The sequence below is a fragment of the Sphingopyxis sp. BE235 genome, assembly GCF_031457175.1.
GTDB lineage: Bacteria > Pseudomonadota > Alphaproteobacteria > Sphingomonadales > Sphingomonadaceae > Sphingopyxis.
Window position 1 is genome coordinate 106544 of sequence record NZ_JAVDWC010000004.1, and the last position, 24280, is coordinate 130823.

The 24280-nt window shown below is 64.9% G+C and carries 37 protein-coding genes and 1 riboswitch; of the genes, 19 read left to right on the forward strand and 18 right to left on the reverse strand.

Translation table 11 applies throughout. The features are described from left to right. Nucleotides 1–2: 2 nt before the first annotated feature. A complete protein-coding gene (locus tag J2X38_RS16855) occupies nucleotides 3–893 on the reverse strand; it encodes a LysR family transcriptional regulator (protein WP_310255673.1) in 891 nt (296 codons plus the stop codon). 94 nt (nucleotides 894–987) lie between these two features. Here J2X38_RS16855 and J2X38_RS16860 point away from each other — a divergent pair, with 94 nt between their 5' ends. From J2X38_RS16860 to J2X38_RS16870, 3 genes are all read left to right on the forward strand, one after another. After that, complete coding sequence (locus J2X38_RS16860; RefSeq protein WP_058537496.1) at nucleotides 988–1635, forward strand: pyridoxamine 5'-phosphate oxidase family protein; 648 nt, start codon at nucleotides 988–990, stop codon at nucleotides 1633–1635. Between the two features lie 86 nt (nucleotides 1636–1721). Continuing rightward, nucleotides 1722–2324, forward strand: coding sequence for a glutathione S-transferase N-terminal domain-containing protein (locus J2X38_RS16865; RefSeq protein WP_310255675.1), 603 nt, complete (start codon nucleotides 1722–1724; stop codon nucleotides 2322–2324). A gap of 91 nt (nucleotides 2325–2415) precedes the next feature. Next, nucleotides 2416–2874, forward strand: a complete 459-nt coding sequence (locus J2X38_RS16870; protein WP_310255678.1) for a DMT family transporter — start codon at nucleotides 2416–2418, stop codon at nucleotides 2872–2874. A gap of 152 nt (nucleotides 2875–3026) precedes the next feature. Here the strand turns inward: J2X38_RS16870 and J2X38_RS16875 are convergent, their stop codons facing one another. From J2X38_RS16875 to J2X38_RS16885, 3 genes are read right to left on the reverse strand one after another with little or no spacing between them, the layout of a single operon-like run. Then, nucleotides 3027–3431 carry a GFA family protein gene (locus J2X38_RS16875; RefSeq protein WP_310255680.1) on the reverse strand — a complete coding sequence of 135 codons (405 nt, stop codon included), beginning with the start codon at nucleotides 3429–3431 and terminating at the stop codon, nucleotides 3027–3029. Between the two features lie 45 nt (nucleotides 3432–3476). After that, on the reverse strand, nucleotides 3477–4211 hold the full coding sequence (locus tag J2X38_RS16880) for a YafY family protein (RefSeq protein ID WP_310255681.1): 735 nt from the start codon (nucleotides 4209–4211) through the stop codon (nucleotides 3477–3479). After that, nucleotides 4211–4651, reverse strand: coding sequence for a DUF6265 family protein (locus J2X38_RS16885; RefSeq protein ID WP_310255683.1), 441 nt, complete (start codon nucleotides 4649–4651; stop codon nucleotides 4211–4213). The genes J2X38_RS16880 and J2X38_RS16885 overlap by 1 nt, the downstream gene beginning before the upstream one ends. Nucleotides 4652–4820: 169 nt before the next feature. Further along, nucleotides 4821–4932, forward strand: a riboswitch (TPP riboswitch). A gap of 43 nt (nucleotides 4933–4975) precedes the next feature. On the opposite strand from J2X38_RS16885, the gene thiC reads away from it, so the two are divergent. From thiC to J2X38_RS16940, 11 genes are all read left to right on the forward strand, one after another. After that, entirely contained in the window at nucleotides 4976–6883 is a 1908-nt protein-coding gene (thiC, locus tag J2X38_RS16890) for a phosphomethylpyrimidine synthase ThiC (RefSeq protein ID WP_310255685.1), read from the forward strand. Nucleotides 6884–7497: 614 nt separating this feature from the next. Then, the gene (locus J2X38_RS16895) at nucleotides 7498–8697 is read left to right on the forward strand and encodes a reverse transcriptase domain-containing protein (RefSeq protein WP_310255687.1); all 1200 of its coding nucleotides are present in this window, start codon (nucleotides 7498–7500) and stop codon (nucleotides 8695–8697) included. Nucleotides 8698–8839: 142 nt separating this feature from the next. Then, the gene (locus J2X38_RS16900; protein WP_310255688.1) at nucleotides 8840–9325 is read left to right on the forward strand and encodes a 2'-5' RNA ligase family protein; all 486 of its coding nucleotides are present in this window, start codon (nucleotides 8840–8842) and stop codon (nucleotides 9323–9325) included. 45 nt (nucleotides 9326–9370) lie between these two features. Further along, nucleotides 9371–9952: an N-acetyltransferase gene (locus tag J2X38_RS16905; protein ID WP_310255690.1), complete on the forward strand. Its 582-nt coding sequence runs from the start codon at nucleotides 9371–9373 to the stop codon at nucleotides 9950–9952. An 82-nt stretch (nucleotides 9953–10034) separates the two neighbouring features. Beyond that, the gene (locus J2X38_RS16910; RefSeq protein ID WP_310255692.1) at nucleotides 10035–10343 is read left to right on the forward strand and encodes a hypothetical protein; all 309 of its coding nucleotides are present in this window, start codon (nucleotides 10035–10037) and stop codon (nucleotides 10341–10343) included. A gap of 77 nt (nucleotides 10344–10420) precedes the next feature. Then, on the forward strand, nucleotides 10421–10975 hold the full coding sequence (locus tag J2X38_RS16915; RefSeq protein WP_310255694.1) for a hypothetical protein: 555 nt from the start codon (nucleotides 10421–10423) through the stop codon (nucleotides 10973–10975). Nucleotides 10976–10979: 4 nt separating this feature from the next. Further along, complete coding sequence (arr, locus tag J2X38_RS16920; RefSeq protein WP_310255696.1) at nucleotides 10980–11399, forward strand: NAD(+)--rifampin ADP-ribosyltransferase; 420 nt, start codon at nucleotides 10980–10982, stop codon at nucleotides 11397–11399. Nucleotides 11400–11428: 29 nt separating this feature from the next. After that, the gene (locus J2X38_RS16925; RefSeq protein ID WP_310255698.1) at nucleotides 11429–11857 is read left to right on the forward strand and encodes an NIPSNAP family protein; all 429 of its coding nucleotides are present in this window, start codon (nucleotides 11429–11431) and stop codon (nucleotides 11855–11857) included. Between the two features lie 122 nt (nucleotides 11858–11979). Continuing rightward, nucleotides 11980–12426: a glycine zipper 2TM domain-containing protein gene (locus J2X38_RS16930; RefSeq protein ID WP_310255700.1), complete on the forward strand. Its 447-nt coding sequence runs from the start codon at nucleotides 11980–11982 to the stop codon at nucleotides 12424–12426. 80 nt (nucleotides 12427–12506) lie between these two features. Further along, nucleotides 12507–12947 (forward strand): nuclear transport factor 2 family protein, encoded by a 441-nt coding sequence (locus tag J2X38_RS16935; RefSeq protein WP_310255702.1) that lies wholly within the window; start codon nucleotides 12507–12509, stop codon nucleotides 12945–12947. Nucleotides 12948–13084: 137 nt separating this feature from the next. After that, on the forward strand, nucleotides 13085–13624 hold the full coding sequence (locus J2X38_RS16940; RefSeq protein WP_310255704.1) for a 2'-5' RNA ligase family protein: 540 nt from the start codon (nucleotides 13085–13087) through the stop codon (nucleotides 13622–13624). A 76-nt stretch (nucleotides 13625–13700) separates the two neighbouring features. On the opposite strand, the gene J2X38_RS16945 is transcribed toward J2X38_RS16940, so the two are convergent. The 3 genes from J2X38_RS16945 to J2X38_RS16955 all read right to left on the reverse strand — a co-directional run bounded on the left by J2X38_RS16945 (nucleotide 13701) and on the right by J2X38_RS16955 (nucleotide 15481). Then, nucleotides 13701–14096: a DUF1801 domain-containing protein gene (locus J2X38_RS16945; protein ID WP_310255706.1), complete on the reverse strand. Its 396-nt coding sequence runs from the start codon at nucleotides 14094–14096 to the stop codon at nucleotides 13701–13703. A 10-nt stretch (nucleotides 14097–14106) separates the two neighbouring features. Then, complete coding sequence (locus J2X38_RS16950; RefSeq protein WP_310255708.1) at nucleotides 14107–14535, reverse strand: DUF1801 domain-containing protein; 429 nt, start codon at nucleotides 14533–14535, stop codon at nucleotides 14107–14109. A gap of 67 nt (nucleotides 14536–14602) precedes the next feature. Beyond that, nucleotides 14603–15481 carry an arylamine N-acetyltransferase gene (locus tag J2X38_RS16955; protein ID WP_310255710.1) on the reverse strand — a complete coding sequence of 293 codons (879 nt, stop codon included), beginning with the start codon at nucleotides 15479–15481 and terminating at the stop codon, nucleotides 14603–14605. A gap of 202 nt (nucleotides 15482–15683) precedes the next feature. Between J2X38_RS16955 and J2X38_RS16960 the strand changes: the two genes are divergently transcribed. From J2X38_RS16960 to J2X38_RS16975, 4 genes are all read left to right on the forward strand, one after another. Further along, nucleotides 15684–16538: a hypothetical protein gene (locus tag J2X38_RS16960; protein WP_058537479.1), complete on the forward strand. Its 855-nt coding sequence runs from the start codon at nucleotides 15684–15686 to the stop codon at nucleotides 16536–16538. A gap of 40 nt (nucleotides 16539–16578) precedes the next feature. Then, the gene (locus J2X38_RS16965; protein WP_310255712.1) at nucleotides 16579–17538 is read left to right on the forward strand and encodes a hypothetical protein; all 960 of its coding nucleotides are present in this window, start codon (nucleotides 16579–16581) and stop codon (nucleotides 17536–17538) included. A gap of 48 nt (nucleotides 17539–17586) precedes the next feature. Further along, nucleotides 17587–18030, forward strand: a complete 444-nt coding sequence (locus tag J2X38_RS16970) for a nuclear transport factor 2 family protein (protein ID WP_310255714.1) — start codon at nucleotides 17587–17589, stop codon at nucleotides 18028–18030. A gap of 71 nt (nucleotides 18031–18101) precedes the next feature. Beyond that, complete coding sequence (locus tag J2X38_RS16975) at nucleotides 18102–18686, forward strand: hypothetical protein (protein WP_310255716.1); 585 nt, start codon at nucleotides 18102–18104, stop codon at nucleotides 18684–18686. On the opposite strand, the gene J2X38_RS16980 is transcribed toward J2X38_RS16975, so the two are convergent. The 4 genes from J2X38_RS16980 to J2X38_RS16995 form a co-directional block, all read right to left on the reverse strand. Next, nucleotides 18683–19111, reverse strand: a complete 429-nt coding sequence (locus J2X38_RS16980; RefSeq protein WP_058537475.1) for an OsmC family protein — start codon at nucleotides 19109–19111, stop codon at nucleotides 18683–18685. The genes J2X38_RS16975 and J2X38_RS16980 overlap by 4 nt on opposite strands. Nucleotides 19112–19159: 48 nt before the next feature. Continuing rightward, on the reverse strand, nucleotides 19160–19363 hold the full coding sequence (locus tag J2X38_RS16985) for a DUF2061 domain-containing protein (protein ID WP_037514146.1): 204 nt from the start codon (nucleotides 19361–19363) through the stop codon (nucleotides 19160–19162). Nucleotides 19364–19436: 73 nt separating this feature from the next. Further along, the gene (locus J2X38_RS16990) at nucleotides 19437–19784 is read right to left on the reverse strand and encodes a DUF962 domain-containing protein (protein ID WP_310255721.1); all 348 of its coding nucleotides are present in this window, start codon (nucleotides 19782–19784) and stop codon (nucleotides 19437–19439) included. A gap of 48 nt (nucleotides 19785–19832) precedes the next feature. After that, nucleotides 19833–20522, reverse strand: a complete 690-nt coding sequence (locus J2X38_RS16995) for an alpha/beta hydrolase (protein WP_310255723.1) — start codon at nucleotides 20520–20522, stop codon at nucleotides 19833–19835. 99 nt (nucleotides 20523–20621) lie between these two features. Between J2X38_RS16995 and J2X38_RS17000 the strand changes: the two genes are divergently transcribed. Further along, a complete protein-coding gene (locus J2X38_RS17000) occupies nucleotides 20622–20843 on the forward strand; it encodes a hypothetical protein (RefSeq protein ID WP_058537472.1) in 222 nt (73 codons plus the stop codon). Between the two features lie 11 nt (nucleotides 20844–20854). Here J2X38_RS17000 and J2X38_RS17005 read toward each other — a convergent pair whose 3' ends face one another. The 7 genes from J2X38_RS17005 to ung all read right to left on the reverse strand — a co-directional run bounded on the left by J2X38_RS17005 (nucleotide 20855) and on the right by ung (nucleotide 24247). After that, nucleotides 20855–21307, reverse strand: coding sequence for a hypothetical protein (locus J2X38_RS17005; RefSeq protein ID WP_310255725.1), 453 nt, complete (start codon nucleotides 21305–21307; stop codon nucleotides 20855–20857). 158 nt (nucleotides 21308–21465) lie between these two features. Continuing rightward, entirely contained in the window at nucleotides 21466–21651 is a 186-nt protein-coding gene (locus tag J2X38_RS17010) for a hypothetical protein (RefSeq protein ID WP_310255728.1), read from the reverse strand. A 153-nt stretch (nucleotides 21652–21804) separates the two neighbouring features. Next, entirely contained in the window at nucleotides 21805–22269 is a 465-nt protein-coding gene (locus J2X38_RS17015; RefSeq protein ID WP_310255730.1) for a YaiI/YqxD family protein, read from the reverse strand. Between the two features lie 12 nt (nucleotides 22270–22281). Continuing rightward, a complete protein-coding gene (locus tag J2X38_RS17020; RefSeq protein ID WP_310255732.1) occupies nucleotides 22282–22563 on the reverse strand; it encodes a DUF427 domain-containing protein in 282 nt (93 codons plus the stop codon). A gap of 5 nt (nucleotides 22564–22568) precedes the next feature. After that, nucleotides 22569–22700: a hypothetical protein gene (locus J2X38_RS17025; protein ID WP_268801259.1), complete on the reverse strand. Its 132-nt coding sequence runs from the start codon at nucleotides 22698–22700 to the stop codon at nucleotides 22569–22571. Nucleotides 22701–22778: 78 nt separating this feature from the next. After that, the gene (locus tag J2X38_RS17030) at nucleotides 22779–23537 is read right to left on the reverse strand and encodes a sulfite exporter TauE/SafE family protein (protein WP_310255734.1); all 759 of its coding nucleotides are present in this window, start codon (nucleotides 23535–23537) and stop codon (nucleotides 22779–22781) included. Then, on the reverse strand, nucleotides 23534–24247 hold the full coding sequence (gene ung / locus J2X38_RS17035) for a uracil-DNA glycosylase (protein ID WP_310255736.1): 714 nt from the start codon (nucleotides 24245–24247) through the stop codon (nucleotides 23534–23536). The genes J2X38_RS17030 and ung overlap by 4 nt, the downstream gene beginning before the upstream one ends. Nucleotides 24248–24280: the final 33 nt, after the last annotated feature.

The window sequence follows — 24280 nt, forward strand, 5'->3', positions numbered from 1 at the left end:
CCTCAAACCAGCCCCACCATTCGCATCCGCGCCTTCATCGCCGCGATGAACAGCCGCACCGCGGGCAGCCCCGCGCGCGACGGTTCGAACAACAGATGCACCGGCAGCGCGGGCGGCTGCTCGCCGGCGAGCAGCGCGATCAACCGCCCCGCATCGACCGCCGCGGCGAGCTGGTAACTCAAGAGATTGGCGATCCCCAGCCCCGCCTCGGCCGCCGCCAAAATGCCATCGACGGTGTTGAGCACCAGCCGCGGGCGCGGTTCGACGCGCCAGCGTCCCGATACGAATTGCCATTCGCCCGCGGCGCGCGGCCCCATCGCTGCGATCACATCATGCCCCGCCAGCTCCGCCACGCGCGCCGGCGCGCCGCGTCGCGCCAGATAGGCGGGGCTCGCGACGAGCATCTGGCGCACCCAGCCGATGCGCACCGCCTTCAACCCGGAGTCCGCCAGCGGACCGATGCGCACCGCGACGTCGATCCCCTCCTCGACGATCCGCACATTGCGGTCGATCAGCATCATCCGCGCCGACAGCTCGCGGTGCAGCGCCATCAGTTCGCCGACGACGGGCAGTACATGCAGCCGCCCGAACATCACCGGCGCTGTCACATGCAGCTGCCCCCGCGGTTCGGCCACGGCGCCGCGGATTTCGCGCTCGGCGCCTGCGAGATCGGCAAGGATGCGGCGCGCCTGCTCCAGAAACGCCGCGCCCGCATCGGTCAGCGCGACCGCACGCGTCGAGCGGTGGAACAGGCTCGTTCCCAGCCGCGCCTCGAGCGCCGCGATTCCGCGCGTCACCGCGGGCGGCGAGCTGCCGAGCTTGCGCGCCGCGGCGGCAAAACCGCCCTCGGTCGCGACCGCGACGAACATTTCGAGCGTGAGCAACCGGTCCATGATTATTCCAGTTTCCGGAATTAACTTGTTCGATCTTCACTCATTATCACGAACGACGCAACAGCCTAGACCGCTCACCGAAAGGAAACGGCCCATGGCGCAAAATTATCGGCACACGCTGTTTAGCGACGCGGTGAAGGCGGTGCAGGAACGCCATGGCTCGCGCGCCGCCTATATCAAGATGGACGCCGGGGCCGACGGCACCCCCGACGCGCTGACCGCCAAGGAGCTCGACTATATCGCGCTGCGCGACAGCTTTTACATGGCGAGCGTCACTGCCGACGGCTGGCCCTATATGCAGCATCGCGGCGGCCCCGCGGGCTTTCTGCGCCACATCGCGGGCAATCGCATCGGTTTCGCCGACTATCGCGGCAACCGCCAATATATCAGCACCGCCAACCTTGCCGGCAACAACCGCGTCTCGTTGTTCCTGATGGACTATCCGAACAAGGACCGGCTCAAACTCGTCGGCCATGCGGTGAGTGTCGAGCTCGCCGACGATCCCGCCGCGGTCACCGCATTGATGCCCGAGGGCTATCGCGCGACCCCCGAGCGCGCCTTCTTCATCGATGTCATCGGCTGGGAATGGAATTGCTCGCAGCACATCACGCCGCGCTTCACCGAAGCCGAGATTTCCGCCGCGGTGCGCCCGATGGCGGCCGAGATCAACCAGCTGCGCGCCGAAATCGCGGCGCTTCGTTCAATGCCGCACCAGCCCGCTTCCCCACCCGACCTCCCATGACGATAAACTGTTGGGGAGGTCGGGTGGGGGAGCGGGCTGGTGCGGGTCCGACGCAAGTCGGACAAAAGGAAAAGGAACACCCCTCAATGATCACCCTCTACGGCACCCCCCTGTCGGGCAACACCCACAAGGTCCGCATGGCGCTCGCCTTCCTTGGCCTGCCGTGGGAAGAACGGTTGACCGACGCCGCCGCACGCCAGTCGGACGCCTTTCGCGCGCTCACCCCGATGGCGCAGATCCCGCTGTTCATCGAAGGCGATGTCACGCTGCGCGACAGCCAGGCGATCCTGACCTGCCTCGCCGCGCGCCACCGCGCGGGCGTGTGGGACGGCCAGACGCCCGAGGAACGCGGAGAGATTGCCCTCTGGCTGTCGCACGCCGCGAACGAGATCGCGAACGGCCCCGCCGCGCTCCGCCTCGCGCGGCGGTTCGGCATATCGATTCCCGAGGATCATGCCGCGGCGATCACCGCGCGGTTTCTGCCCGTGATCGAGGCGCATCTGGCGCACCGCGACTGGCTCGTCGGTGGCCGGCTCACGATCGCCGACCTTGCGGCGAGTCCGTACCTCGCGCTGATGGGCGATGCGGGGATCGACCTCGCCGGCTGGCCCGCAATCGACGCCTGGACGCATAGGATCGCCGCGCTGCCCGGCTTTCCCGCCATGCCGGGCTGGGGGCCACCGTCGTGACGATCGACGCGGCCGGGACCGCCAATTGGGGATTAGGCGGATGGCCCATCCTCGCCTATCGCGCTGCCGAGGCCGCCAAGGAGACCCAGCGATGACCGCGAACAATGCCGCCCCCGCCTTCGCTACGATCATGTTCCTGACCGGGGTCGGTATCCCGATCCTCGCCGCGTTGAACGGCGGGCTCGGTGCGCGACTCGAAAGCCCGATGGCGGCGTCGGTGATCCTCTTCACCCTCGGGCTGCTCATCGCGGTCACGGGCGCGCTCGCCACCGGTTCGCTCGGACAGGTACGGCTGTCGCCCGACATTCCGGCGCATTTCTACTTCGGCGGGGCGTTCATGGCCTTTTACGCCATCTCGGTCACCTTCATCGCGCCGCGCTTCGGGGTCGGCAACGCGATCTTCTTCGTGCTCGTCGGCCAGCTGATCAGCGCCGCGACGATCGATCATTTCGGCCTGTTCGGCGCGATGCGCTCGGCGATCGACGCCAAGCGCATCGCGGGGATCGCGCTGATGGTCGTGGGCGTGTACCTCGCGCGGCGCACGAGCTGAAGGCCGCTTTCGACCGGAAGCTGCCGCCGCATCATTCCTTAATTCGTCATTCCCGCGAAAGCGGGGCCCAGCGAGCTGACGTCGCACCTGGGTTCCCGCTTTCGCGGGAATGACGAGTCGGGGGGAGGAAAACCTCCGCTCCCCGGGACATCTCACATATGCGCGGTGACCTCTGGCGGGTTCCACCAATTGTTGCCCGCGCCGTCCATAAACATCACCGGCAGCGCCGCCATCTCGGCGGGCTCGAGGTCGTCGAGGCACGCGATCGACACCGAATAATAGGCGCCCCCGATTTCCTCGACATAGCCATGCCCGAACGACGCCACGCCGCACGTCTTGCAAAAGACATGATGCGCGCTGTTCGACCCGAACTGATAGTCGGACAGCGCGGCGGGATCGCTGAGCAGGCGAAAGGCGTCGGGCTTGATCTGCGCGTTCCAACCGCGCTTCTTGGTGCAGATCGAGCAATTGCACTTGCCCGTCCCCGCCGCGAGGTCGATGTCGGCTTCGAACTTGACCGCGCCGCAGTGGCACGAGCCGTGATAGGTCTGGGTCATCGCTGAAAATCCTTGGCCTTTCGGACGCCGATCGCCGGCCGCCCTTCACGCAGCAGGGTTTAGCCGGGTCTCCTGACAGATCATGTCAGCAGGCTGTTCGGAATAGTCGCGGTGGCGCCAGAAATCGGCCATCAGCACCGCGCGGCGCCGCCCGAACCCCTCGTCGCCGATCCGCGCCGAGGTCACGCGGTCGATGCGAAAGCTGCGGAAATCCTGGCGCAGCAGGCACCAGGCGGCGATGATATGCTTCTCTTCGAAATAGGCGAGCGCCGCGGGCCAGATCGCGCGCTCGGTCGCCGCGCCGCTCGCGTCGGCATAGTCGATGTGCAGCGTCTTTTCGGCGCGCATCGCCGCGCGCACCGTCGCCAAGAGGGGCGCATTGATCTCGCGCCACCCGCTGCTCACCGGCCACAGCCCCGCCTCGTCGATCCGGTGCTTCAATTCGTCGGGGCTCGCCGCCGCGATCTTCGCGAGCGCCAGTCCCGCCGCGCGCGACAGGCTGCCGTCCTGCCGCCCCTCGACCCAGCGCGCGCCGAGCACGAGCGCCTCCAGCTCGTCGGCGGTGAACATCAAGGGCGGCAGGAAAAAGCCCGCGCGCAGCACATAGCCGACCCCCGCCTCACCCTCGATCGGCGCGCCGAGCGCCACCAGAGCCTGCACGTCGCGGTACAGCGTGCGCACCGACACGCCCTGTTCCTCGGCGAGTATCTCGGCGGTCACCGGCCGCCGCCGTCGGCGCAGGCTGTCGATGATCGCGAACAACCGTCCCGTCTTGTCCATCAGCGACGCCGATAGGTCCAGCGGCGCGGCTTCGACCCGTCGATCGCCGAGATCGTCGCGGTCAGCGTGTCGCCGGACCGGGCATAGGCGATACGCTGCGGATAATCATGCGCGGCGTTCTCGAAGGTCGCGCTCGTCTTGTCGTGCCGCACGAGGGCAAACGCGACTGGCTCACCGCCCTGCGGCATCGCGATATAGGCGAGCGCGCCATCGGCGCCCGCCGCGATGCGGATGAACTCGAACTCGCGCAACGCTTCGCCGCGCCCCGACCGGCTGTGCCCGAGCATCACCCCGCCGCGCGGGGGCGCCCAGCTCTCCTCGGTCCAGCGCCCGTCCGCCTCGCTCACCCAGTCCCCCGCGAGCCAGCCGAGATCCGCGACCGTCGCCGCCGGGCTCGCCGCGATCAGCAATGCCGCCAACGCCGCTGCCATGATCCGCATAAGCACCTCCCTCTTTGCCATCACTACGCCCGCGCTGACGCGCCGCCAACCTCCCTTCGTCATTCCCGCGAACGCGGGAACCCAGCGAGCTGTCGTTGAACTGGGTCCCCGCTTTCGCGGGAATGACGAGATTGGGGATGGCCTCTCCCATCGCCCGCGCCTATAACCCTCCCCATCCCCGGGGAGCCGCGTCTGTGATGGCCGGTTGAGAGCGGAATAGACCGCGACCCGTTGAACCTGATCCGGCTAATACCGGCGGAGGGAGGGTCGGTATTCCACAATCGGAATCCCCATTCTCGCTCCGATATAATGGAGCGACTGCACATGGCCGACATCGATTCCCGCCTCGACAAGCGCGACGCCCTCCCCGGAACGTTAGGCGCCATCGGCGTCACCACCGGACCCATTCGTGGCAGCCGCAAGATCCACGTCGCGACGCAGACCGGCAGCGGCATCCGCGTCGCGATGCGCGAGATCGACCTCGACCCGCATTCGGGCGAGCCTCCCGTCCGCGTCTATGACACCAGCGGCCCTTACACCGACGCCAATGCGACGATCGACATCAACGCCGGCCTCGCCGAAATCCGCGCTGAGTGGATCCGCGGTCGCGGCGACGTCGAGGAGGTCACCCAGCGCGAGGTGAAGCCCGAGGATAATGGCCAGCTCGGCCCCGACCGTAGCGGCGGCGTCCCCGCCTTCCCCAACGTCCGCCGCCAGGTCCTCCGCGCCAAGCCGGGGCAGAACGTCAGCCAGATGCACTACGCCCGCCGCGGCATCATCACGCCCGAGATGGAATATGTCGCCGAGCGCGAAAATCTCGGCCGCGCGCGCCTCGCCGAATATAAGCGCGACGGCGAAAGCTTCGGCGCGAGCATCCCCGACTATGTCACCCCCGAATTCGTCCGCGACGAGGTCGCCCGCGGCCGCGCGATCATCCCCAGCAACATCAACCACCCCGAATCCGAACCGATGGCGATCGGCCGCAACTTCCTCGTCAAGATCAATGCCAATATCGGCAACAGCGCGGTCGCATCCGACGTCGCGGCCGAGGTCGACAAGATGGTCTGGTCGATCCGTTGGGGCGCCGACACCGTCATGGACCTGTCGACCGGCCGGAACATCCACGACACGCGCGAATGGATCATCCGCAACTCGCCCGTCCCGATCGGCACCGTCCCCATCTATCAGGCGCTGGAGAAAGTCGGCGGCGTCGCCGAGGACCTGACGTGGGAAATCTTCGCCGACACGCTGATCGAACAGGCCGAACAGGGCGTCGACTATTTCACCATCCACGCCGGGGTCCGCCTGCCCTACGTCCCCCTCGCGGCGAAGCGCATGACCGGCATCGTGTCGCGCGGCGGCAGCATCATGGCGAAATGGTGCCTCGCGCATCACAAGGAAAGCTTCCTCTACGAACGCTTCGACGAGATTACCGAGATCATGAAGGCCTATGACGTCGCCTACAGCCTCGGCGACGGCCTCCGCCCCGGCAGCATCTACGACGCGAACGACGAGGCGCAGTTCGCCGAGCTCTACACGCTCGGCGAGCTCACCAAGCGCGCCTGGGCGCAGGATGTGCAGGTGATGATCGAGGGGCCGGGCCACGTCCCGATGCACAAGATCAAGGAGAATATGGAAAAGCAGCTCGAAGCGTGCGGCGAGGCGCCCTTCTACACGCTCGGGCCGCTCACCACCGACATCGCGCCGGGCTACGACCATATCACCAGCGGCATCGGCGCCGCGCAGATCGGCTGGTACGGCACCGCGATGCTTTGCTACGTCACGCCCAAGGAGCATCTCGGCCTGCCCGACCGCGACGATGTGAAGGTCGGCGTCGTCACCTACAAGCTCGCCGCTCACGCTGCCGACCTTGCGAAGGGCCACCCCGCCGCGCAGGTCCGCGACGACGCGCTATCGAAAGCGCGCTTCGAATTCCGCTGGCGCGACCAGTTCAACCTGTCGCTCGACCCCGACACGGCGGAGCAATATCACGACCAGACCTTGCCCGCGGAAGGCGCCAAAACCGCGCATTTCTGCAGCATGTGCGGCCCCAAATTCTGCTCGATGAAGATCAGCCAGGAAGTGCGCGAATTCGCGGCCAAGCAGAACCAGCCCGCCGAAAACTTCATCGCGGTGGAGGAAGCCGAGAAGGGCATGGCCGAGATGAGCGAGCTGTTTAAGGAAACGGGGAGCGAGCTTTACATGGGCGCTGGTGGACGGGAGCACGACTAAGTAGTGCGAGGGCATTGTTGGCGGGCAGTACTGGGGACCACTTGCAAAGTTGCTGCGATTACCCCATCTTCATCCTCGGCTAACGACCCCCAGTTGGGTTTGCCTTCAGAAGTGGAAAGCCGCTTTCTGTAGTCAGGTCGAAGTTTCGGCGAAACGCGCCTTCGTGGCCGTATCCCGCAGCTTCGGGCACGTGGCAAATGCCGGTTCTCCGAATGCGGAGGCTCGGCCTTGCCTAGACGAAAGGAAGTGCAAAATGCCTCGTATCGCCACCCGAACCTACGAGGACTGCCCACATTTCTGGAACAGGCTTTCTCGAGGGCGGGCGGAAAATCCCGCGCATTGTGCGCGGAAGCCAAGCGCTGGCGAAGCGCAGAGTCGTGTTCACGGTTTGTTCCGTCGCGGCCTTGTGGTGATAGCGGCGCTTATGCTATGGTGTAGCCTGAATCTGGCAGCAGGATTTGCTCAGAGTCAGGTCGAAGTTTCGGCGAAACGCGCCTTCGTGGCCGTATCCCGCAGCTTCGGGCACGTGGCAAATGCCGGTTCTCCGAATGCGGAGGCTCGGCTCCTGGATACCCGCCAGCATGGGGCGATTAGGTAAGGCTGGCGGCAACTAGATGGCTAACGCCTTGGACAATGCATTTTCGAGAACAAGTCTCGAAATTGTCTGGCGATATGAGGGGCGGCGCCTCAGAAAGTCCTGTTTCGGCATTGACCGAAAATCGGGCAAGAAATTTCAAGAAAACATCGCTTCGGAGTTTCATCAGATCCGGGAGAGGATTCGAGGGAACTTTAAACCTAAAGGTCTTTTGGCTATCGCTAAGCCGAAAGATACTGGCGGGAATCGCATTATTTGCGTCCCAACGTTGGCCGATCGAATCGTTCAATTTGCAATTCTCAATGAAATAAGGCCCGCCCTTGAGAGACGCGGCCTCCTTAACTCAATTAGTTATGGTCTAATAAGAAATTCCAACCGAACCGTTGGCGATGCACGAGTCCAGTCAATTCGATTCCGGAACGCGCACAAGTGGGTTTACAAGGCTGATATAGAGAAGTTTTTCGACAATATACCTAGAGATATTATTGTTGAGCGATCATCGAAAATAATTCCGCAGCGATCTCTCCACAAGTTGATAATTTCGTTTGTACATACAGAAATTGAAGATGGATTTGACCCTGATTGGAAGAAAATCATTGAGAAGTCGGGAATTTTCTCTGGAAAGGGCGTCCGCCAGGGGATGCCTCTATCCCCATATTTTGCTGGGTTGATACTTAGAGATTTGGACAAAACCCTGGAAAAGCATGGCTACAACGCCATAAGATATGTAGATGATATAATTGCTTTTTTTGATAGCGAAGAAGAATGTTCTGCCTTTGATAAATTTCTTCGAGATGAACTTGATAAGCTAAGCCTGTCCATTGGTATTATCGGAGCGAAAAATTCCAAAACTAGGGTCTATAAACCCGAGGAAGCGGCCGAATTCCTTGGAATGGAAATAGCGCCGTCGCAGTCCGGAAATTACGAACTCCGGATAAGCGACAAATGCCTTCAAAATATCGGGGCGAAGATTGCAGGCTTTGGAAGCGTCGATGCGCTTCTACAAAAAAGGGTAACCCTACCAAGGCTGGGCGGTTTCCTAGATGCTCTCTCGTCCGGGTATCTGCAGGCTTACAAAGGCGCAGCAAATCACAGCGAACTGGTGCACGAAGTCTCAACAATGAAACGCGCGGCTCTAGTCAGTGCGATTGAAGAAGCGTTGGGTCGGCATTTTACCGATCTCGATAAAAAGCAGCGCCGTTTCCTCGGTATCGAATAGATAGGGTTGGACCTCAACCCGGGATTACAGAATCGATTTCCCAAATCCCCAGTTTCCGGCCCGAACGAAGCGTCGACAGTCCACCTAGCCCCCACACCATGCTACATTCCCACCCATGCGCGCCCGAAGCCCCCTCTACGTCATGGCCAAGCCGCCGCCGGAGGTGCAGGCGGCGATCGCCGCGCTGCCGCGCAACGATCCTTCGCGCGGGCCGCACCTCCTCCATGTCACGCTCATCTCGCTCTACGACCTCCATTATGCGCCGCCCGAGTGGTTGCCCGCGACCATCGCCGCGCTGGACGGCTTCGCCGCGCCGCCTTTCCCGCTCCGCTTCGACCGGATCGAGAACCGCAAGGCGGTGACGCTGCGCACGCGCGATCCGCTGGCCGAGGCGCGGGCGTTTCAAAAGGCGCTGGTGAACCATCTGCTGCGCGAAAAGGCGCCGATCATGGACGGCACCACACCCGAACCGCACATCACGATCAACTATCGCGGCGACCGCCTCAACGCCGAGAAAATGCCGCCGATCGAATGGACGGTTCGGGAAATATTGCTGGTCGAAAGCGTTGTGGGGAAGACCACGCATATCGAGCACGGATGCTGGGCCCTGACGCCACCCGGCGGCTGAGCGCGGCGCGGCACGAAGGAGGCGGCAGGAAAGGAAGCGCGAGACATGGCAAGGGTCACGATCGGCAAACCCGCGGACAAGGCCCGCTTGCTCCATACGCTGGTGCTCGGCTTTTCGGGCGACCCGATGGCGCGCTGGGCCTCGCCCGACGCCGCGACCTATCTCGACCGCCGGCTTGAATTTTTCGATGCCTTCGGCGGCGCGGCGTTCGAGCATGATAGCGCTTTCGTCGCCGACGACGGCGCGGCGGTCGCGACATGGCTGCCGCCCGGCGTCGCGCCCGACGGCGCGCTTATGGCCGCGATCATGGACGAGCAGACGCCGGACAGCCGGATGGGCGAGATGGACGCGCTCTACGAACAGAGGGAGCAATTCCACCTGAAGGAGCCGCACTGGTATCTGCCGCTGATCGCCGCCGATCCGGCGTATCGCGGCCGCGGCCTCGGCACCGCGCTGATGGAAGCGGCGATCGCGCGCATCGACGCCGACGGCCGCCCCGCCTATCTCGAAAGCTCGAACCCGCGCAATATACCGCTCTACCAGCGCTTCGGCTTCGAAATCATCGGCGAGATCCAGGCCGGAACCTCGCCGGTCCTGACGCCGATGTTCCGGCCGGGAAGGGCGTGATGCCCGGTTGAAGTCGAAAGGTGCGACGGCCCTGAATCGCCCTGCATTGCCAAACCGCCGCCCCCCGGCCTATCCTCCCCCCATGTCCCACGCCTCGAACATCGTCACTTGTTCCGGCCCGCACGACCCGCACGCGCTCGACGGCATTTCGGTCCGCCACCGCACGGGCGATCTGGACGTGCTCTGCCCGGTCTGCAGCGGCCATGGCCAGTGGAACAGCCAGATCGACCTGATCAGCCACCGCTCGATCCGCGTGCCCTGCCCCAAGTGCGACGGGCGCGGCTGGATCGAGACCGGGGCCGACATGGTCCCCTCGCACGACATCACTTTGTCGCCACATGGGCAGCCGCAATGGACAGTGCGGCTCGATCCGTCGGACGATGTCGAATGAGCTTCGCGCCGCACCGGGTCGACTCGCGCGTTCGTCGCCGATAGGCTGACATCGGTTACCAGAGACGGGAGAGCATAATGCGTGGACGGACGTGGCTGATCGCGGGCGCGCTGCTCGCAATTGCGGGATGCGGCAAGGCAGAGGCTCCCACCGAAGCATCTGGCGCAGCATCCGAAAAATCGGTGCTCGCCGATGGGCCCGCGGCCGAGATCAGCACGGTCGCCGAAGCCGACCTGCCGCCCGGCGTGCGCGATGCGGTGCTCGCCAAAGTGCCCGGCATGAAAATCGCCGAGGCCGAACGCAAGGAACGGGACGGCAAGCTCTTCTATGACGTCGAGGGGACGCGCCCCGACGGCAGCCCGGTCGAGCTCGACCTGATCGAGGAAGCGGGAAAATACCGCGTCGTCGAGATGCAGCGCGATATCGCGTGGGCCGACGCGCCCGCCCCGGTGCGTGCCGCCGCCGGCGGTGCGGCCGACGCCTTCACCCCGGCGCGCGTCATCGAAAGCACGCAGGACGACGGCACGATCGTCTATGAACTGTTCGCACCCGGCAAGGCCGACGAACCCGCCGCCGAAGTGAACTGGAAGGACGGCAAGGCCGCACTCCGCACCGAACGCAACGCATATTGACCCGATGGCCGATACCGCACCCACCGGCCCCGATATGGGCGCGACCTTCTACCACGGCACCCGCGCCGACCTGAAAACCGGCGACCTGCTCGCGGTCGGCTGGGGCAGCAATTATCAGGCCGCGCCGATGTCGTGGATCTATTTCTCCGCCGCGCTCGAATCTGCGATCTGGGGCTGCGAGCTGGCGGCGGGGGACGGGCGCGAGCGCATCTATATCGTCGAACCCACCGGCGACTGGTTCGACGACCCCAACCTCACCGACAAGAAATTCCCCGGAAACCCGACGCGCAGTTATCGCTCGCGTTTCCCGCTGCGCATCGTCGGCGAGGTGGCCGAGTGGGAACCGCACCCGCCCGAAATACTGCAGGCGATGAAGGACAATCTCGCGCGGTTGCAGGCCGAGGGCGCGCCGATTATCGACTGACCCGTTCCTCCCCCGTCAAGGAAGCCGCCATGCCGTCCTCCATTCCTGCCATCGCCATCGCTGCGATCCTCGCGCTTGCGCCGGTCACCGTCGCGCTCGCCGCCGACCACCCCGCGCCGCTGCAACAGCTTCGCATCTACGAAATCCCGCGCGCCAACGAGGGCGTGTTCCACGACCGGTTCCGCGATCATGCGCTGCGCATCATGGCGCGCCACGGTTTTGCGGTCCGCTCGATCTGGCGCAGCGAGCATGAAGACAAGGTCGAGTTCGTCTATCTCCTCGACTGGCCCGACGTCAGCGCGATGGACGCCGCGTGGACGGCCTTCCTCGCCGACCCCGAATGGATCGCGATCAAGAAGGAAACCGCGGCGCGCGACGGCAAATATGTCGAATCGGTCGCGGTACGCACGCTCGAACCCGTCCCCTGGTCGCCCGATCGCGCGAAGACCGCCGATTAGCCCGCGCCCTGAGCGGAAGGATGGGCGGAACCCACCCCCGCTCCTGAGGGTTTATCCCGGCAGAGGGGCAAAGCATGCCCCGCCCGCTTGGCCCGGCACGCGACCTTGATGGAGTGATGTCGATGAACAAGCTGATGATCCTGCCCCTCGCCGCCGCGACCGCGCTGGCGGGCTGTGCCACCACCGGCGACGGTTACGCCTCGAATTACGACGATGGCGGTTACGGCTATTACGACCGCGCCTATTACGACCAGTATGGCCGCTATGATTACGACCGCCCTGACCCGCGCCACGGTGGCTATTATCCCGACCAATATTATCGCACCGATCGCCGCTATCGCGAACGCCGCCTGTCGAACAACGACCGCGTCTATCGCGGCCGCGACGACAAATATTATTGCCGCCGCAACGACGGTTCGACCGGGCTCATCGTCGGCGGCATTGCCGGCGCGGTGATCGGCAACGTCATCGCACCGGGCCGCTCCGAAACGCTCGGCACGATCCTTGGCGCGGTCGGCGGCGCGGCGGTCGGCACCGCGATCGACCGCGACAATGTGCGCTGCCGCTAGCTGCGGCGGGTGACACGAAGGAGAGTGACAGGGGCGCTAAGCGCGCTAGGCTGAGCGTACCATTCCCATCGGGAGCCGCCATGCTGACGACCCTGCTCACCCTCGCCGCCGCGACCGCAACGCCCGTACCCACCGCATCCCCCGCCGACCTCGCGGCGATCGAGGCGACGTGTTTCGACTATGTCGACGGCCAGCTCGAGGGCGATCCCGAGCGCGTCAAGCGCGCGCTCCACCCCGACCTCGCCAAGCGCCGCGTGCTCGGCGACACGCCCGACGAGCGGCTCGGCCTCCAGCGCATGAGCCGCGAGGAACTCGTCGACCTTACCAAAGGTGGCGCACTCAAGACCCCGCGTGCCGAGTGGAACCGGTCGTGCAGGATCCTCGACGTCGCGGGCAACGCCGCGGCGGTCCGCGTCGAAACCCCGTGGTTCGTCGACTATTTTCACATGGGCAAGTTCGGCGAGCGCTGGATCATCGTCAATGCGATGTGGCATATGAAGCCGCGTGAACCCGCGAAGTGAAGGTCGCGCCCGACCCGCGCCGCCCGGCGCGAACCTTCAACCGCGTGCCGCCCGACCGCACTGGAATTTGTTCGCTATTTGTTCTAATGGCATGATCCTTCTCCACTCTGTCGATTCGACATCAAGAGGAACCGATCATGCCACGCAGGATTTTCGCACGACGTCCCCTCTATCTGATGGTCAAGCCGCCGGCCGACATCGCAGCGCGCATCGATGCCCTGCCTCGAAACGACCGGCGCCGCGGGGTCGATCTGCTGCATATGACGCTCGCGACATTCGTCGATCTGGCCGAAGCCCCCGCCGGCTTCCTCGAACTGGTGATCCGCGGGCTGGACGATTTCGGCGCCGGCGCCTTCCCTGTGCGGTTCGACCGGATCGAATGCCGGAAGGCGACGATGCTGCGAAGTTCCACACCGCTTACGGCCGCGTGGGAATTCCAGCGGCAGCTTGCCGAATATTTGCACCGGCATGATTTCAAATGGTTCAACCTGCCGCCAGAGCTTCACGTCACGATCAACTATCGCGGCGACGGGCTTGGCGCCGAAGCGATCGATCCGGTCGAATGGACCGCCGCGGAGATGCTGCTTGTCGAAAGCGCGACCGGCGAGGCGCGCCATATCGTGCGCGGCCGCTGGCCCTTGCCCGATGGCGAACCCGGATTCTGCAGGGCGGCCTAGCCGGCGATCATTGCCGCGACACGACCGGCAGCCGACGGAGCGAGATGCGGCAGGCCTATGCCGCCCCTGTTTCGCGCTACTTTTTCGCTTTCGCCGGCTTCTCGAGATTCGCCTCGACCGCGGCGCGAACCAGCGCCTTGAACGCCGCCTCATCGACGCTGTCGCCCTCGAACAAATCGATCGCACGCCGCGTATTGCCGTCGAGGCTCGAATTGAACAGCCCCTTCGGATCGGCAAGCGCTGCGCCCTTGGCAAAGGTCAGCTTGACCTTGTCCTTATACGTCTCGCCCGTGCACAGGATGCCCGCATGCTCCCACACCGGGACGCCCGACGGGTTCGACGGCTTCTGCCACTTCACCACTTCCTCGACGTCGGGATCGGCGGCGTGGATCAGCGCGCGCAGCTTCGTCAGCGTCGCTCCGCGCCAATCGCCGAGCCCCGCGATCTTCGCATCGATCAGATCCGCCGCCATGCCCTTCTCCTCACATCTTCTCGCCCGGCAGCGCCGCCGCCTGTTTCACCCAGTCGGCGAATGCCGCCTCGTCGACCGGCTCGTCTTCATGGATATGGAAATAGCGCGTGTCGCCGCTCTTCGACGCGACCGGCGGCACCGGATCGAGCGACTGGCCGCGAAAGAAGGCGACCTTGATATATTTGTCGAAGCAATGGATGCTCAGGAACCAGTGCGTCGGCTCGTCGCCCTGCCCCGGCGGACCATAGAAAGGCGAGTTCCATTTGACCGCCTTCGCAACCCCCGGAATATTCTTCTCGATCAGCTTGTCGAGCCGGCGCCAGACGGGCGACTTCCACCCCGGCATCGCGGCGATATAGGCTTGCACCGGCGCGTCGCCATAGCCTTTCGCGATCTGCGGATTGCCGCCGGACAGCAGCACCGGTGCTTTATCGGCCATGGACTCGCGCTCCCTTGTTTCGCCGTCAAAAGAACGCGATAGCCGCGGCGAGTCAAGCCGCGCGCGCCTAGCCGGCGATCTCCGCCGTCGCGGCGCGCTCGATCGCCGCGCGCCAGTGCGCCCGCACCGGCAGCAGGAAAATCTCCGCCAGCGTCCGCTCGATCTCGTCGGCGGTCAGGTAGCGCCGGTCGAGCCGCCCGTCGGTCAGCCGCGTCGTCAGCCGGTTGTCGCGCAGACCATAACGCGCGTCGGCGGTCGTGCGCGCGGCGATCAGCTGGTGCCGGAAATGCGAGTCCGGATGCGCCGAGGTGTACCAGTTGCCGATTTCATAATCGATCGCCGGCGGCGAGACATGGTCGAGCCGGTACAGCGTCCGCCACTCACCCTCGATCAGCGCCGCGACCTGCCACACGTCGCCATGCCGCACGACACGATAGCTCTCGTGCCGCGTCGGCTGGGGCTCCTCGCTGTCCATCGCGAGCGGGGCGGGCGGGACCGCCGCGCCGAAGCCGGCGTCGACGAGCCAGGGCCGCCCACCCAGCTTCACCCGCACCACCATATGCGTGCGCGGGGTCGGCGGGGCATCGTCGGGCAGCATCCAGCGCACCCGGCCGAGCAGCCCCTCGGCGTCGAACCCGATCGCCAGCAGCGCGCGGAGAAACAGCGCATTCTGTTCGAAGCAATAGCCGCCGCGCCGCTGGCCGATCAGCTTGGCGTCGATCGCGTCGGCCCCGATATCGATCCCCGCGCCGGTCAGCGCGTCGATCGCTTCAAAGGGAATGGCGGCGATATGCGCGGCCTGCAGTGCGGCGAGCACATCGAGCGTCGGCGCGACCGGCCCGGTATAGCCGATCCGCGCCAGATAACGCGGCAGGAAAGCCGCAGCGGGTGCGGCGGTATCGCTATCGACGGGGTCGGCAGGCGTGGCAGCGGGATAGTGCAGCATGAACAAAGCTCCGTTCGCGAATCAACTGTCCAGCGTTATGAAAGCTGAAGCCCAGTTGAGGTCAAGCCGGCCGGCGAAGAAACCCGCCGACGTTCCAAAGCGCCATCATATTGGGAACTTAGCCATTGCAGGCGGCCACGCACTGCGGCAGATGCATCTCACAACATAAGTCGCATAACATGAACATCTCAGGGAGCCACTCATGCGCACCACGACTTATTCCCGCCTCGCGATCGCCATTGCGCCGGCCGCCATTCTCCTCACCACCGGCACCGCCAACGCCGCGACCTGCGAGGAAGCCTTCGTCAAAAAGGGCAATCCGATTACTGCGCTGCGCTTCACCGCCGCGGTGACCGTTGCCGACCTGCCCCCCGCGGTCGCGATCGGGCAGATGCGCGGGCTCGTCGCCGCCAAGGGTTATGACATCATGGCCGACGAGGCCGAATATGGATCGATGCTGATCGAACAGCCGATGACGGGGACCGTGCGCGCCTTCCCGATCCAGATCACCGCGACGCAAACGGGCGGAATCGGAACGGTGGTGATGGAGGCGAAATTGCGCGCGGGCCAGTCGGTCGGCAGCGATGCGGCGAAGGCTGAAATGTGCGGCATCCTGAACCAGATAAAGGGCGGCAAGGCCGGCGCCGCTGCCGCCAAGAAGGGCGCGACCGCGACAACCGTCGCCGCCGCGCCGGTGAAGATGAACTCGCTGAGCTTCTCGCAGCAGGTGTCGAAAGACACCGAACGCAATTCGGCGGGCATCCTCACCCGCTACAAGGGCAAGCAGTTCACGATCGACGGGCTCGTCGATTATGTGACCAAGGACGGCAAGGATTTCCGCGTCGGCTACAAGATTCCCCAGCCCTATGAACAGGCGATCCGGCTGCCGAACCAGGCGCCGTTCAAGACCGACATCGTTTGTTACATGGCACCGGGACAGGCCGCTTTTTCGCTCCAGCTCAAGCCGAACAAGAGCATCAAACTGACCGGCACTGTTGAGGATTTCGACGAATATAAGCATGTCATCTGGTTGAAGGACTGCCGTCCGGCGCAATAGCGCCCAGCCGTCCGCCCGCTCGTCGCCAAGCGCCCGCACCTTGTCGAAGCGCCGGCGACGGCCGAAAAGATTTTGGTCATGGTCGGCTGGCGGCGCTCGACGCCGCCAGCCGACCATGCCGGAGGAGACGCCCATGCGCTTCATGCTTCTCGCCGCGGCCCTTGTCGCCGTTCCCGCCGCTGCGCAGGGCGATGCACCGATCGTCGTCACCGGTGTCGAGAAACAGATTGAAAGCTTCGTCGGTGCGCTGACCCAGGCGTCGCCGCGTGGCCAGATCGCGCGGTTCGAAAAGGCAGTATGCCCCGGCGCCTTCGGGATGCCCGACGCCCAACGCGCAGCCGTCGATGCACGCATCCGGACCGTGGTCGCAGGCGTCGGACTCAAAGGGGCAAAGGCGAACTGCAAACCCAATCTGGTGGTCATGGTCACGCCGGACAAAGCCGCCTTTCTGGAAGCGCTGGGCAAAAAACGCTATTATATGTTCGGCGACCGATCCCCTGCCGAGGTCAGGCGCATTTTGGCCCAGCCAGGCCCGGCGACGGCATGGCAGATTCAGGCAATGGTGAACGGCGACGGCAGGCCGATATTCAACGAAGCAGGCACCCCGATCAATCGTTCGACGCGGGCGCAATCACGCATCACCCCGCCGGCCCGGCCCGCGTTCATGGCCGCGATCGTGGTCGTGGAGAGCAAGGCGATCGAGGGACTCTCGACCACCCAACTCGCCGATTATGCGGCGATGCGCGCTTTGGCACGGATCGACCCCGCGCGGATCGACGCGTCGGCGCCTTCGACGATCCTGCGGGTGCTCGACGCCGCGGCCGACAGCGAAGTGCCGGTCACGCTGACCCAATGGGATTTCAGCTTTCTGAAGGGGCTTTATTCCAGCCCCAGCAATCTCTACGCCCCGTCGCAGCGCTCCGAAATTGGCCGCGTCATGGAACGGGAGATGGAGCGTACGGATGGCGGCAAAACCCCGCCTTCCAACACGAAGGAATGACGACAGGTCAGGGCGCGCCGGCCGGCCGGCCGCAACAAGGGTTCTAACATGCGAAAAACTTGCGCGGTCGCCATCGCCTCGATGCTGATCCTGACCCCGGCCCAGGCACGCGATGCGGCCACGGACTTGCGCGCCTTTGCCGACGCCTTCGACGCGGCGCAGATCGCGCAGGACCGTGCCGCGCTCGAGCGCATGGTCGCCGACGATCTCGTCTTTATCGACGGCAGCGGGAAACGGTATGGAAAGGCGTTTTTCATCGACGGCTGGACCGGCGCCGACGATGATTATGACCCCGTCACGCTCAGCGATCGCGTGATCCTGCCGCTCGGCGAAGAGGCGGGTCTCGCGAGCGCCGAGACGATCCTGTCGGGCCGCTCGGCGGGCAAGCCCTTTCGCGTCCGCATCCGCTTCACCGATATTTTCAAGCGTCATGGTGACAGCTGGCAGGCGACCTATATCCATGTGACGCGCATGGCGATCGAGAGCGAATAGCGAGAAGGATTCGACTCTCACTCTCGATGAGAACATAATAGGAACATTGATCCGATTCGGAGGAATGGACGATGGACCCGATGTTCCGCTATTTCCTGGGTTTTCAGGTAAATGCCGACCGCGCCGGTTGGCTCGCGCGCCAATTGCCGCCCGTTTCGGGCGATCTGTTTGCGGGGCTGAAGCCCCAGCTTTACCATCTGACGCTCTGTACGATCGCCGAGACGATCGAGCCGCAGCCCTTCCTGCGCGGTCAGGTCGCCAAGGCGTTCACCCCCGGTCTCCCGGCCGCCGCCCCGATCCCCTTCGGCCGCATCGTGTCGCGCGGCGCGGGCGCCGAACTGATCACCGCCGGCAGCACCGGCGCGATCCGCCAGACCTATGACGCGATTGTCGCGCGCCTCGCGGCGCAGCGCATCGAGCCGATGCATCGCAAATCCGGCCTCCGCCCGCACATCACGCTCGGCTATGGGACATGCGAATTCGACCCCGTCCCGATCGCGTGGAACTGGGCGCCGCAGGACCTCGTGCTCATCCAAAGCCATATCGGCCATCGCCGCCACCGCGTGCTGCAAAGCTGGACATTGGAGCCCCCGGCGCAAGGCAGCTTCGGCTTCATGGCCGACGAACTGCCCGCACCGCTGCGGCGCGCCGCTTAAGCCTCCAGATTGTGCTCCAATGTGATTTCGCAGTTGAGCAGCTTCGACACCGGGCAATTCTTCTCGGCCTCTTCGGCGATCTTCGCGAATTCCTCGGCGCCGATTCCCGGCACCTTGCCGGTCAGCGTCAGCGCCGATTTGGTGATCGTAAAGCCGCCGTCCTGCTGCTCCAGCGTCACCGCCGCGCTCGTCTCCAGCGTGTCGCCCGAATAGCCCGCGCGCGCGAGACCGAACGACAGCGCCATCGTGAAGCACGCCGCATGCGCCGCGGCGATCAGCTCCTCGGGGTTGGTCCCCGGCTGCCCTTCGAAGCGCGTCCCGAAACCATAGGGCTGCTTATCGAGCACGCCCGATTTGGTCGTGATCGATCCCTTGCCTTCCTTGCCGAAGCCTTCGTAGCGGGCCGATGCGCGATTGACGGTCATGATCGTATCTCCTTGGTTGGTTCGGGGAGTAGCCCGGGACTCGCGTTCTCAGGCGGGCAGCAGCTTACGCCGCGCGCCCACGCGCTTCCACGCCTTTTCATGAAAGAAGAATGCGACAGCATTGATACAGGGCTCGATGATCGCGATCCCGCCCGCGAGCGCGACCGACCCGGTCATCACATAGGCGACGCTGAACCCGATCGTCAGGTGGATCGTAAGATAGGTGAAGGTCTTGATAAGATCGGTGGGCATGGCCCGTCTCCAGCAAATGCGAACTCGCTCTAGTTAAGAATGATTCGCAATAAATACCAGAGGGTGCCTTCGGTCAGTCTGATCGATTTTCCCGCACGACCCCGGCCTTGTCGAGTTCTGCCCCCAGCCGCCCGCTCAGCCACAGCGCCCACATTTTGAAATCGGCGGCGAGGCTCCACATCGGATAGGTAAAGGTCGCGGGCCGGTTCTTCTCGACCCCGAAATGCGCAACCCACGCGAAGAAATAACCCGCGACCGGCAGCGCAATCAACCAGCCCCAGCGTCCCGCCACCACCGCGACCACCGCGATCAGCACGACGAGGCTCGTCCCGACGTAATGCAGCGCGCGCGTCGACGCCTTGCTATGCTCGCGCAGGTAAAAGGGCCAGAATTCGGCAAAGGTCGTATATTGGCGCGCCATTGTCCGATGCTGCCCTTCGCCGCGGCGCGGGTCAACTAGGGTCAGGACCTAGAGGCTGCGCGCCGCCTCGTCGATCAGCGCCGCGACCTCGGCCGGACGCGAGGCGAGCGACGCATGCCCCGCGTCGAGCGTGATGATCTTGCGCGCGCCGAGCCGATCCGACATCGCCTTCTGGTTCGCGGGGTCGATCATCCGGTCTTCGCTCGAAATCTGATACCAGCTCGGTTTCACCCGCCACGCCGGATCGCTTATCGCCTCGCCAAAGGTCGACGCGAGCGGCGCCTTTTGCGTCACCGCCATCACCAGCGCCTCGTCGGCGCTCACATCCTGACAAAAGCTTTCGTGAAATTTGTCGGGCTTGATCCAGAGATAGCCGTCGCCGTCGGGCGCCAGATTCGACGCGCCCGCGGGCGGATGCTGCTGCGTCAGCGCGCCGGGGCTTTCGCCCGCATCGGGTGCGAAGGCGGCGATATAGACGAGTCCCGCGACATTCGGCGCCGTCCCCGCCTCGGTGATCACCGCGCCGCCATAGCTGTGCCCCACGAGCAGCACCGGTCCATCGACCTGCGCCGCGATCTGCCGCGTTCGCGCCGCGTCGCCCGCAAGCGAAGTCAGCGGCAATTCGACCGCGCGCATGCCCTTGTGCCCCAGCTTGTCGAGCTCGACGATCGCTTTTGCCCAGTGCGCCGCGCCGCCCCAAAAGCCGTGCACGAGGATGACCGTAGGAAGCGCCGCCATGATCCCGACTCCTGTAGAATTTCGCGAGACCCGAAGCTACCATGCCCGGCAATGACCTGACAGCGAAGAACGCTGGCGGGATTTCGGGAGGGGAATTTCATGAAAAAATCGACGCGCGCGCTGATCGGGCTCGTCCTGCTCGACCTCATCGTCGTCGCCGGCGCGTGGTGGATGATCGACCGGACGCAAAGCGGCGCGTGGAATTCGAACGATCCGGCGGGTTCGATCACGATGGTCACGACCACTGCGGGCATGCTGGTCGGCGTGATCTCGGTCGTGCTGCTACTCGCCTTCGTCATGCACCGCCGCGCGGGGAATTGATCGGTACGCGGCTATTCGCTGCGATCGACGACCACATCCCAATGCTCCTCGACGAGTGCGAAACGCTTCGCCTCCTCGGCCTTGAATTTTGCAAGGTCGGGAAACAGCCGCGCGCCGACCTCTTCGGCGGCCGCGCCATAGCCCGTGCCGTCGCCGACTGCATCCTCGGCGCCGCGATAGGTGATGGTGACGCGCAAATCCCAGCGCGCCGCCCCGACCATGTGGGTGAACGGCGTCGCCGTTTCGATCCGCGTGATGAAACCGCGCCGCTTCATCTCGTCGAGGATCGGTTGGTGGTTCCTGGCATAGAGCGCGCGGAATTCGTCCATCCCGCCCCAGCGGATGCGATGATAATATTCGATCGTCACCGGCGTCATCGTCGGCGCGGCAGACGCAGCTTTTTCGGCGGGCAGCGCGGTTTCGGGCGCCGCAGCGGCCAGAAGCAAAGGCAATATGGAAAGCATGGCCCCTTCCCCCTTCGCGCCGAAATCTACGCGCGATACGCAGGGGGTTCAACCCGCCCGGAATCAAGACAGCCCTCCCGCCTGGGTCGCAGGGGCGGGAGGGCTGTGTTCCCGACCGGCGTGGTGGGCCGGCCCGGAGACGAAAATTGGTATCGGGCTTAGCGCGCCGCGGCTTCGCGGACCTTCTGCACCGCGGGGAGCAGCAGGCCGATCAGGATCTGCACCGGGTTCGACGTCACCGTCATGCCGCCCTGTGCGGGCTGCGCCGACTGCGCCATCGCCGGGGTCGCCGACAGGGCAACGGTGAGGGCAAGCACGGGGGTGAGGATCATCTTCTTGGTCATCGTCTCTTCCTTTTCACATTCGTTGATCTGGTTCGAATTGGGCTCGGGTCGTCCCCGATGCCCCGCTTATGACGCACAGCCGATCACCCGGCCGTGATCGCCATCACTCAGCCGAACAAATTTCACAAAGCATTGGAAAGAAACGAAAGAAATTTACACCTGGCGCTTGAGCCGCACCAGCGCGCTATCGAGCGCCTGCAGGAATTGCGAGCGATCGGCCTTCGAGAAGGGCGGCGGCCCGCCCATCCCGTCGCTCATTCCCGAACGCAGGTCGGCCATGATCGCGCGCGTCGCGATCGCGGGGCCGATCGACGCCAGAGTAAAGGGCTTTCCGTTCGGCCCGAGCACGGCCGCCCCCGCCTTCAGCGCGCGGTCGGCGAGCAATATGTCGGCCGTAACCACGACGCTCCGCGGATTCGCCGCCTCGGCGATCCAGTCGTCGGCGGCGTCGAAACCGTCCGACACGGTAATCCGTTCGATCAACACATGGTCGGGGACGCGCAGCCGGCTGTTGCTCACCACCTTCACCGGCACCTCGTGCCGCCACGCGACACGGTAGATCTCGTCCTTCACCGGACAGGCGTCGGCATCGACGAGGATTTGGACAGGCGTGGACATGGAAGAAAGCGGTCAGCCGACCGCGACGCCCTTCCAGAAGGCGATGCGATCCTTGATCGCCGCCGCCGCTTCCTTGGGATCGGGATAATACCAGGCGGCGTCTTCGTTCACCTGTCCGTCCACCGTGACATGGTGATAATGTGCGACGCCCTTCCACGGGCACAGGCTCGTCGTCGCGCTGTCCGACAAGAGCGCCGCGTCGACCGCGTCGCGCGGAAAATAATGATTGCCCTCGACGACGACGGTATCGTCGCTGTCGGCGATCACCGCGCCATTCCACCGTGCCTGAACCATCGCGCCTATTTCTTCATATTGTCGAGCCCGGCGACCACGCCGACCTTGGTCGACGGATTGCTCGCATTGGGCTTCTTGGGCTTTTCCGCCTTGGGTTTGCGGGTTTCGCGGTTCGATTTCTTCTGGCTCTTGGCCATGGTCAATACCTTGGAAAGGCGACAGACGCCGATGCCCGTCAAGACGATCTTACGCGCATTGCCCGCCCGCGTCGCCTGTTATCCCGCCAGCCCGTCCCAGACCAGCTTGGCGCCGAGCAGGACCATCAGCAGATAGATGAGGACATAGAAACGCGCGCCATCGATGCGTTTCAGCCAGCGTACGGTGAGCAGGGTCGAAACGATCGCGAGCGGCATCAGCAACGCGGCGGCGACGAGCACCTCGTGCGGGAAGGCGCCAAGCGCGATATAGGCGGGCACCTTCATCCAGTTGATCGCGGCGAACAGGATCGAGCTGGTGCCGACGAAGACGAGATGCGGCAAGCGCCGCGGCGTCACCCACATCTGGAACGGCGGCCCGCCCGCATGCGCGATCTGGCTGGTGAAGCCCGTCGCGACCCCGAACAGGCTGCCGACCCAGCCCGGCGAGGTCGACGCCGCGACAACACGCCCGCCGCGCTCGACCCACAGCCGATAGAGGCCGAATGCCAGCGTGATCGCGCCGAGCGCCGCCATCAGCTTCGCCTCGTCGACGCGCTCGGCATAGGCATAGCCCGCGGCGATCCCGACCGCGGCGCCGGGAAGCATCCATGCGATGACCCACCCGTCCCACGTCTTGCGGAACGACCAGACGCTGACGACGTCCTGCACGATCAATATCGGGAGCAGCAGCGCGGCGGCGATCGTCGGCGGCAGCACCAGCGCGACGAGCGGCGTCGCGAGCGCCCCGACCCCCGACAAGCCGCCCTTGGCGAGCCCGAGCAGGATCACCGCGATGGCGAGCACGAACAAAGTCAGCGGGTCGGCAAGCAAGCTCATTCGGCGGCGATATCCGCCGTTTCGGGCAGCCGCCAGTCGATCGCACCCCGCCCATGCGTTTCGAGGAAGGCGTTGGCCTGGCTGAACGGCCGCGACCCGAAAAAGCCGTTGTGTGCCGACAAAGGCGAGGGATGCGGCGCGCGCAGGATCAGGTGCGGGCTGCCCGCGCCGAGACCCGGCACATTCGCCGCCTTCTTCTGCGCATGGCTGCCCCACAGGATGAACACTTTCGGCGCCGGATCGGCGGCGACCGTGGCAACCACGGCGTCGGTGAACTTCTCCCACCCCTTGCCCTGATGCGACGCCGCCATCCCTGCCTCGACGGTCAGGCAATTGTTGAGCAGCAGCACGCCCTGTTCGGCCCAATGCTTGAGATAGCCGTGCGCGGCACGCGCTATGCCAAGATCGCTCTGCATTTCCTTGTAGATGTTGACGAGGCTCGGCGGCGTGCGCACCCCCGGCTGGACCGAGAAGCACAGCCCATGCGCCTGTCCCGGCCCATGATAGGGATCCTGCCCCAAAATCACGACGCGCACATCCTGCGGCGGCGTCGCGTCGAGCGCCGCGAACCAGTCGCGCGGACGCGGATAGATGGCCTTGCCCTTCTCGCGCTCGGCGCCAAGAAACGCCTTGAGCGCCGCCATATAGGGCTGCTCGAACTCGCCGCCGATGCGCGCGAGCCAGTCGGGATGCAGTTTGACCTCGGACATGCCCGCGCTTCACCAGAGGAGCGCGGGCTTGTC

Excerpts from the sequence above, each read along its gene's own strand:
- J2X38_RS16955 (WP_310255710.1), bottom strand. The coding sequence starts at position 15,481 with ATGCTGCACTATCCCGCTGCCACGCCTGCCGACCCCGTCGATAGCGAT.
- J2X38_RS16880 (WP_310255681.1), bottom strand. The coding sequence starts at position 4,211 with ATGGACAAGACGGGACGGTTGTTCGCGATCATCGACAGCCTGCGCCGA.
- J2X38_RS17025 (WP_268801259.1), bottom strand. The coding sequence starts at position 22,700 with ATGGCCAAGAGCCAGAAGAAATCGAACCGCGAAACCCGCAAACCCAAG.
- J2X38_RS16875 (WP_310255680.1), bottom strand. The coding sequence starts at position 3,431 with ATGACCCAGACCTATCACGGCTCGTGCCACTGCGGCGCGGTCAAGTTC.
- thiC (WP_310255685.1), top strand. The coding sequence starts at position 4,976 with ATGGCCGACATCGATTCCCGCCTCGACAAGCGCGACGCCCTCCCCGGA.
- J2X38_RS17005 (WP_310255725.1), bottom strand. The coding sequence starts at position 21,307 with ATGCTTTCCATATTGCCTTTGCTTCTGGCCGCTGCGGCGCCCGAAACC.
- J2X38_RS17030 (WP_310255734.1), bottom strand. The coding sequence starts at position 23,537 with ATGAGCTTGCTTGCCGACCCGCTGACTTTGTTCGTGCTCGCCATCGCG.
- J2X38_RS17015 (WP_310255730.1), bottom strand. The coding sequence starts at position 22,269 with ATGTCCACGCCTGTCCAAATCCTCGTCGATGCCGACGCCTGTCCGGTG.
- J2X38_RS16945 (WP_310255706.1), bottom strand. The coding sequence starts at position 14,096 with ATGGCGGCGGATCTGATCGATGCGAAGATCGCGGGGCTCGGCGATTGG.
- J2X38_RS16985 (WP_037514146.1), bottom strand. The coding sequence starts at position 19,363 with ATGCCCACCGATCTTATCAAGACCTTCACCTATCTTACGATCCACCTG.
- J2X38_RS16925 (WP_310255698.1), top strand. The coding sequence starts at position 11,429 with ATGCCGTCCTCCATTCCTGCCATCGCCATCGCTGCGATCCTCGCGCTT.
- J2X38_RS16905 (WP_310255690.1), top strand. The coding sequence starts at position 9,371 with ATGGCAAGGGTCACGATCGGCAAACCCGCGGACAAGGCCCGCTTGCTC.
- J2X38_RS16990 (WP_310255721.1), bottom strand. The coding sequence starts at position 19,784 with ATGGCGCGCCAATATACGACCTTTGCCGAATTCTGGCCCTTTTACCTG.
- J2X38_RS16995 (WP_310255723.1), bottom strand. The coding sequence starts at position 20,522 with ATGGCGGCGCTTCCTACGGTCATCCTCGTGCACGGCTTTTGGGGCGGC.
- arr (WP_310255696.1), top strand. The coding sequence starts at position 10,980 with ATGGCCGATACCGCACCCACCGGCCCCGATATGGGCGCGACCTTCTAC.
- J2X38_RS16885 (WP_310255683.1), bottom strand. The coding sequence starts at position 4,651 with ATGCGGATCATGGCAGCGGCGTTGGCGGCATTGCTGATCGCGGCGAGC.
- J2X38_RS16975 (WP_310255716.1), top strand. The coding sequence starts at position 18,102 with ATGGACCCGATGTTCCGCTATTTCCTGGGTTTTCAGGTAAATGCCGAC.
- J2X38_RS16855 (WP_310255673.1), bottom strand. The coding sequence starts at position 893 with ATGGACCGGTTGCTCACGCTCGAAATGTTCGTCGCGGTCGCGACCGAG.
- ung (WP_310255736.1), bottom strand. The coding sequence starts at position 24,247 with ATGTCCGAGGTCAAACTGCATCCCGACTGGCTCGCGCGCATCGGCGGC.
- J2X38_RS16950 (WP_310255708.1), bottom strand. The coding sequence starts at position 14,535 with ATGGCCGATAAAGCACCGGTGCTGCTGTCCGGCGGCAATCCGCAGATC.
- J2X38_RS16895 (WP_310255687.1), top strand. The coding sequence starts at position 7,498 with ATGGCTAACGCCTTGGACAATGCATTTTCGAGAACAAGTCTCGAAATT.
- J2X38_RS16960 (WP_058537479.1), top strand. The coding sequence starts at position 15,684 with ATGCGCACCACGACTTATTCCCGCCTCGCGATCGCCATTGCGCCGGCC.
- J2X38_RS16970 (WP_310255714.1), top strand. The coding sequence starts at position 17,587 with ATGCGAAAAACTTGCGCGGTCGCCATCGCCTCGATGCTGATCCTGACC.
- J2X38_RS16910 (WP_310255692.1), top strand. The coding sequence starts at position 10,035 with ATGTCCCACGCCTCGAACATCGTCACTTGTTCCGGCCCGCACGACCCG.
- J2X38_RS17010 (WP_310255728.1), bottom strand. The coding sequence starts at position 21,651 with ATGACCAAGAAGATGATCCTCACCCCCGTGCTTGCCCTCACCGTTGCC.
- J2X38_RS16860 (WP_058537496.1), top strand. The coding sequence starts at position 988 with ATGGCGCAAAATTATCGGCACACGCTGTTTAGCGACGCGGTGAAGGCG.
- J2X38_RS16915 (WP_310255694.1), top strand. The coding sequence starts at position 10,421 with ATGCGTGGACGGACGTGGCTGATCGCGGGCGCGCTGCTCGCAATTGCG.
- J2X38_RS16870 (WP_310255678.1), top strand. The coding sequence starts at position 2,416 with ATGACCGCGAACAATGCCGCCCCCGCCTTCGCTACGATCATGTTCCTG.
- J2X38_RS17020 (WP_310255732.1), bottom strand. The coding sequence starts at position 22,563 with ATGGTTCAGGCACGGTGGAATGGCGCGGTGATCGCCGACAGCGACGAT.
- J2X38_RS16930 (WP_310255700.1), top strand. The coding sequence starts at position 11,980 with ATGAACAAGCTGATGATCCTGCCCCTCGCCGCCGCGACCGCGCTGGCG.
- J2X38_RS16865 (WP_310255675.1), top strand. The coding sequence starts at position 1,722 with ATGATCACCCTCTACGGCACCCCCCTGTCGGGCAACACCCACAAGGTC.
- J2X38_RS17000 (WP_058537472.1), top strand. The coding sequence starts at position 20,622 with ATGAAAAAATCGACGCGCGCGCTGATCGGGCTCGTCCTGCTCGACCTC.
- J2X38_RS16980 (WP_058537475.1), bottom strand. The coding sequence starts at position 19,111 with ATGACCGTCAATCGCGCATCGGCCCGCTACGAAGGCTTCGGCAAGGAA.
- J2X38_RS16935 (WP_310255702.1), top strand. The coding sequence starts at position 12,507 with ATGCTGACGACCCTGCTCACCCTCGCCGCCGCGACCGCAACGCCCGTA.
- J2X38_RS16900 (WP_310255688.1), top strand. The coding sequence starts at position 8,840 with ATGGCCAAGCCGCCGCCGGAGGTGCAGGCGGCGATCGCCGCGCTGCCG.
- J2X38_RS16940 (WP_310255704.1), top strand. The coding sequence starts at position 13,085 with ATGCCACGCAGGATTTTCGCACGACGTCCCCTCTATCTGATGGTCAAG.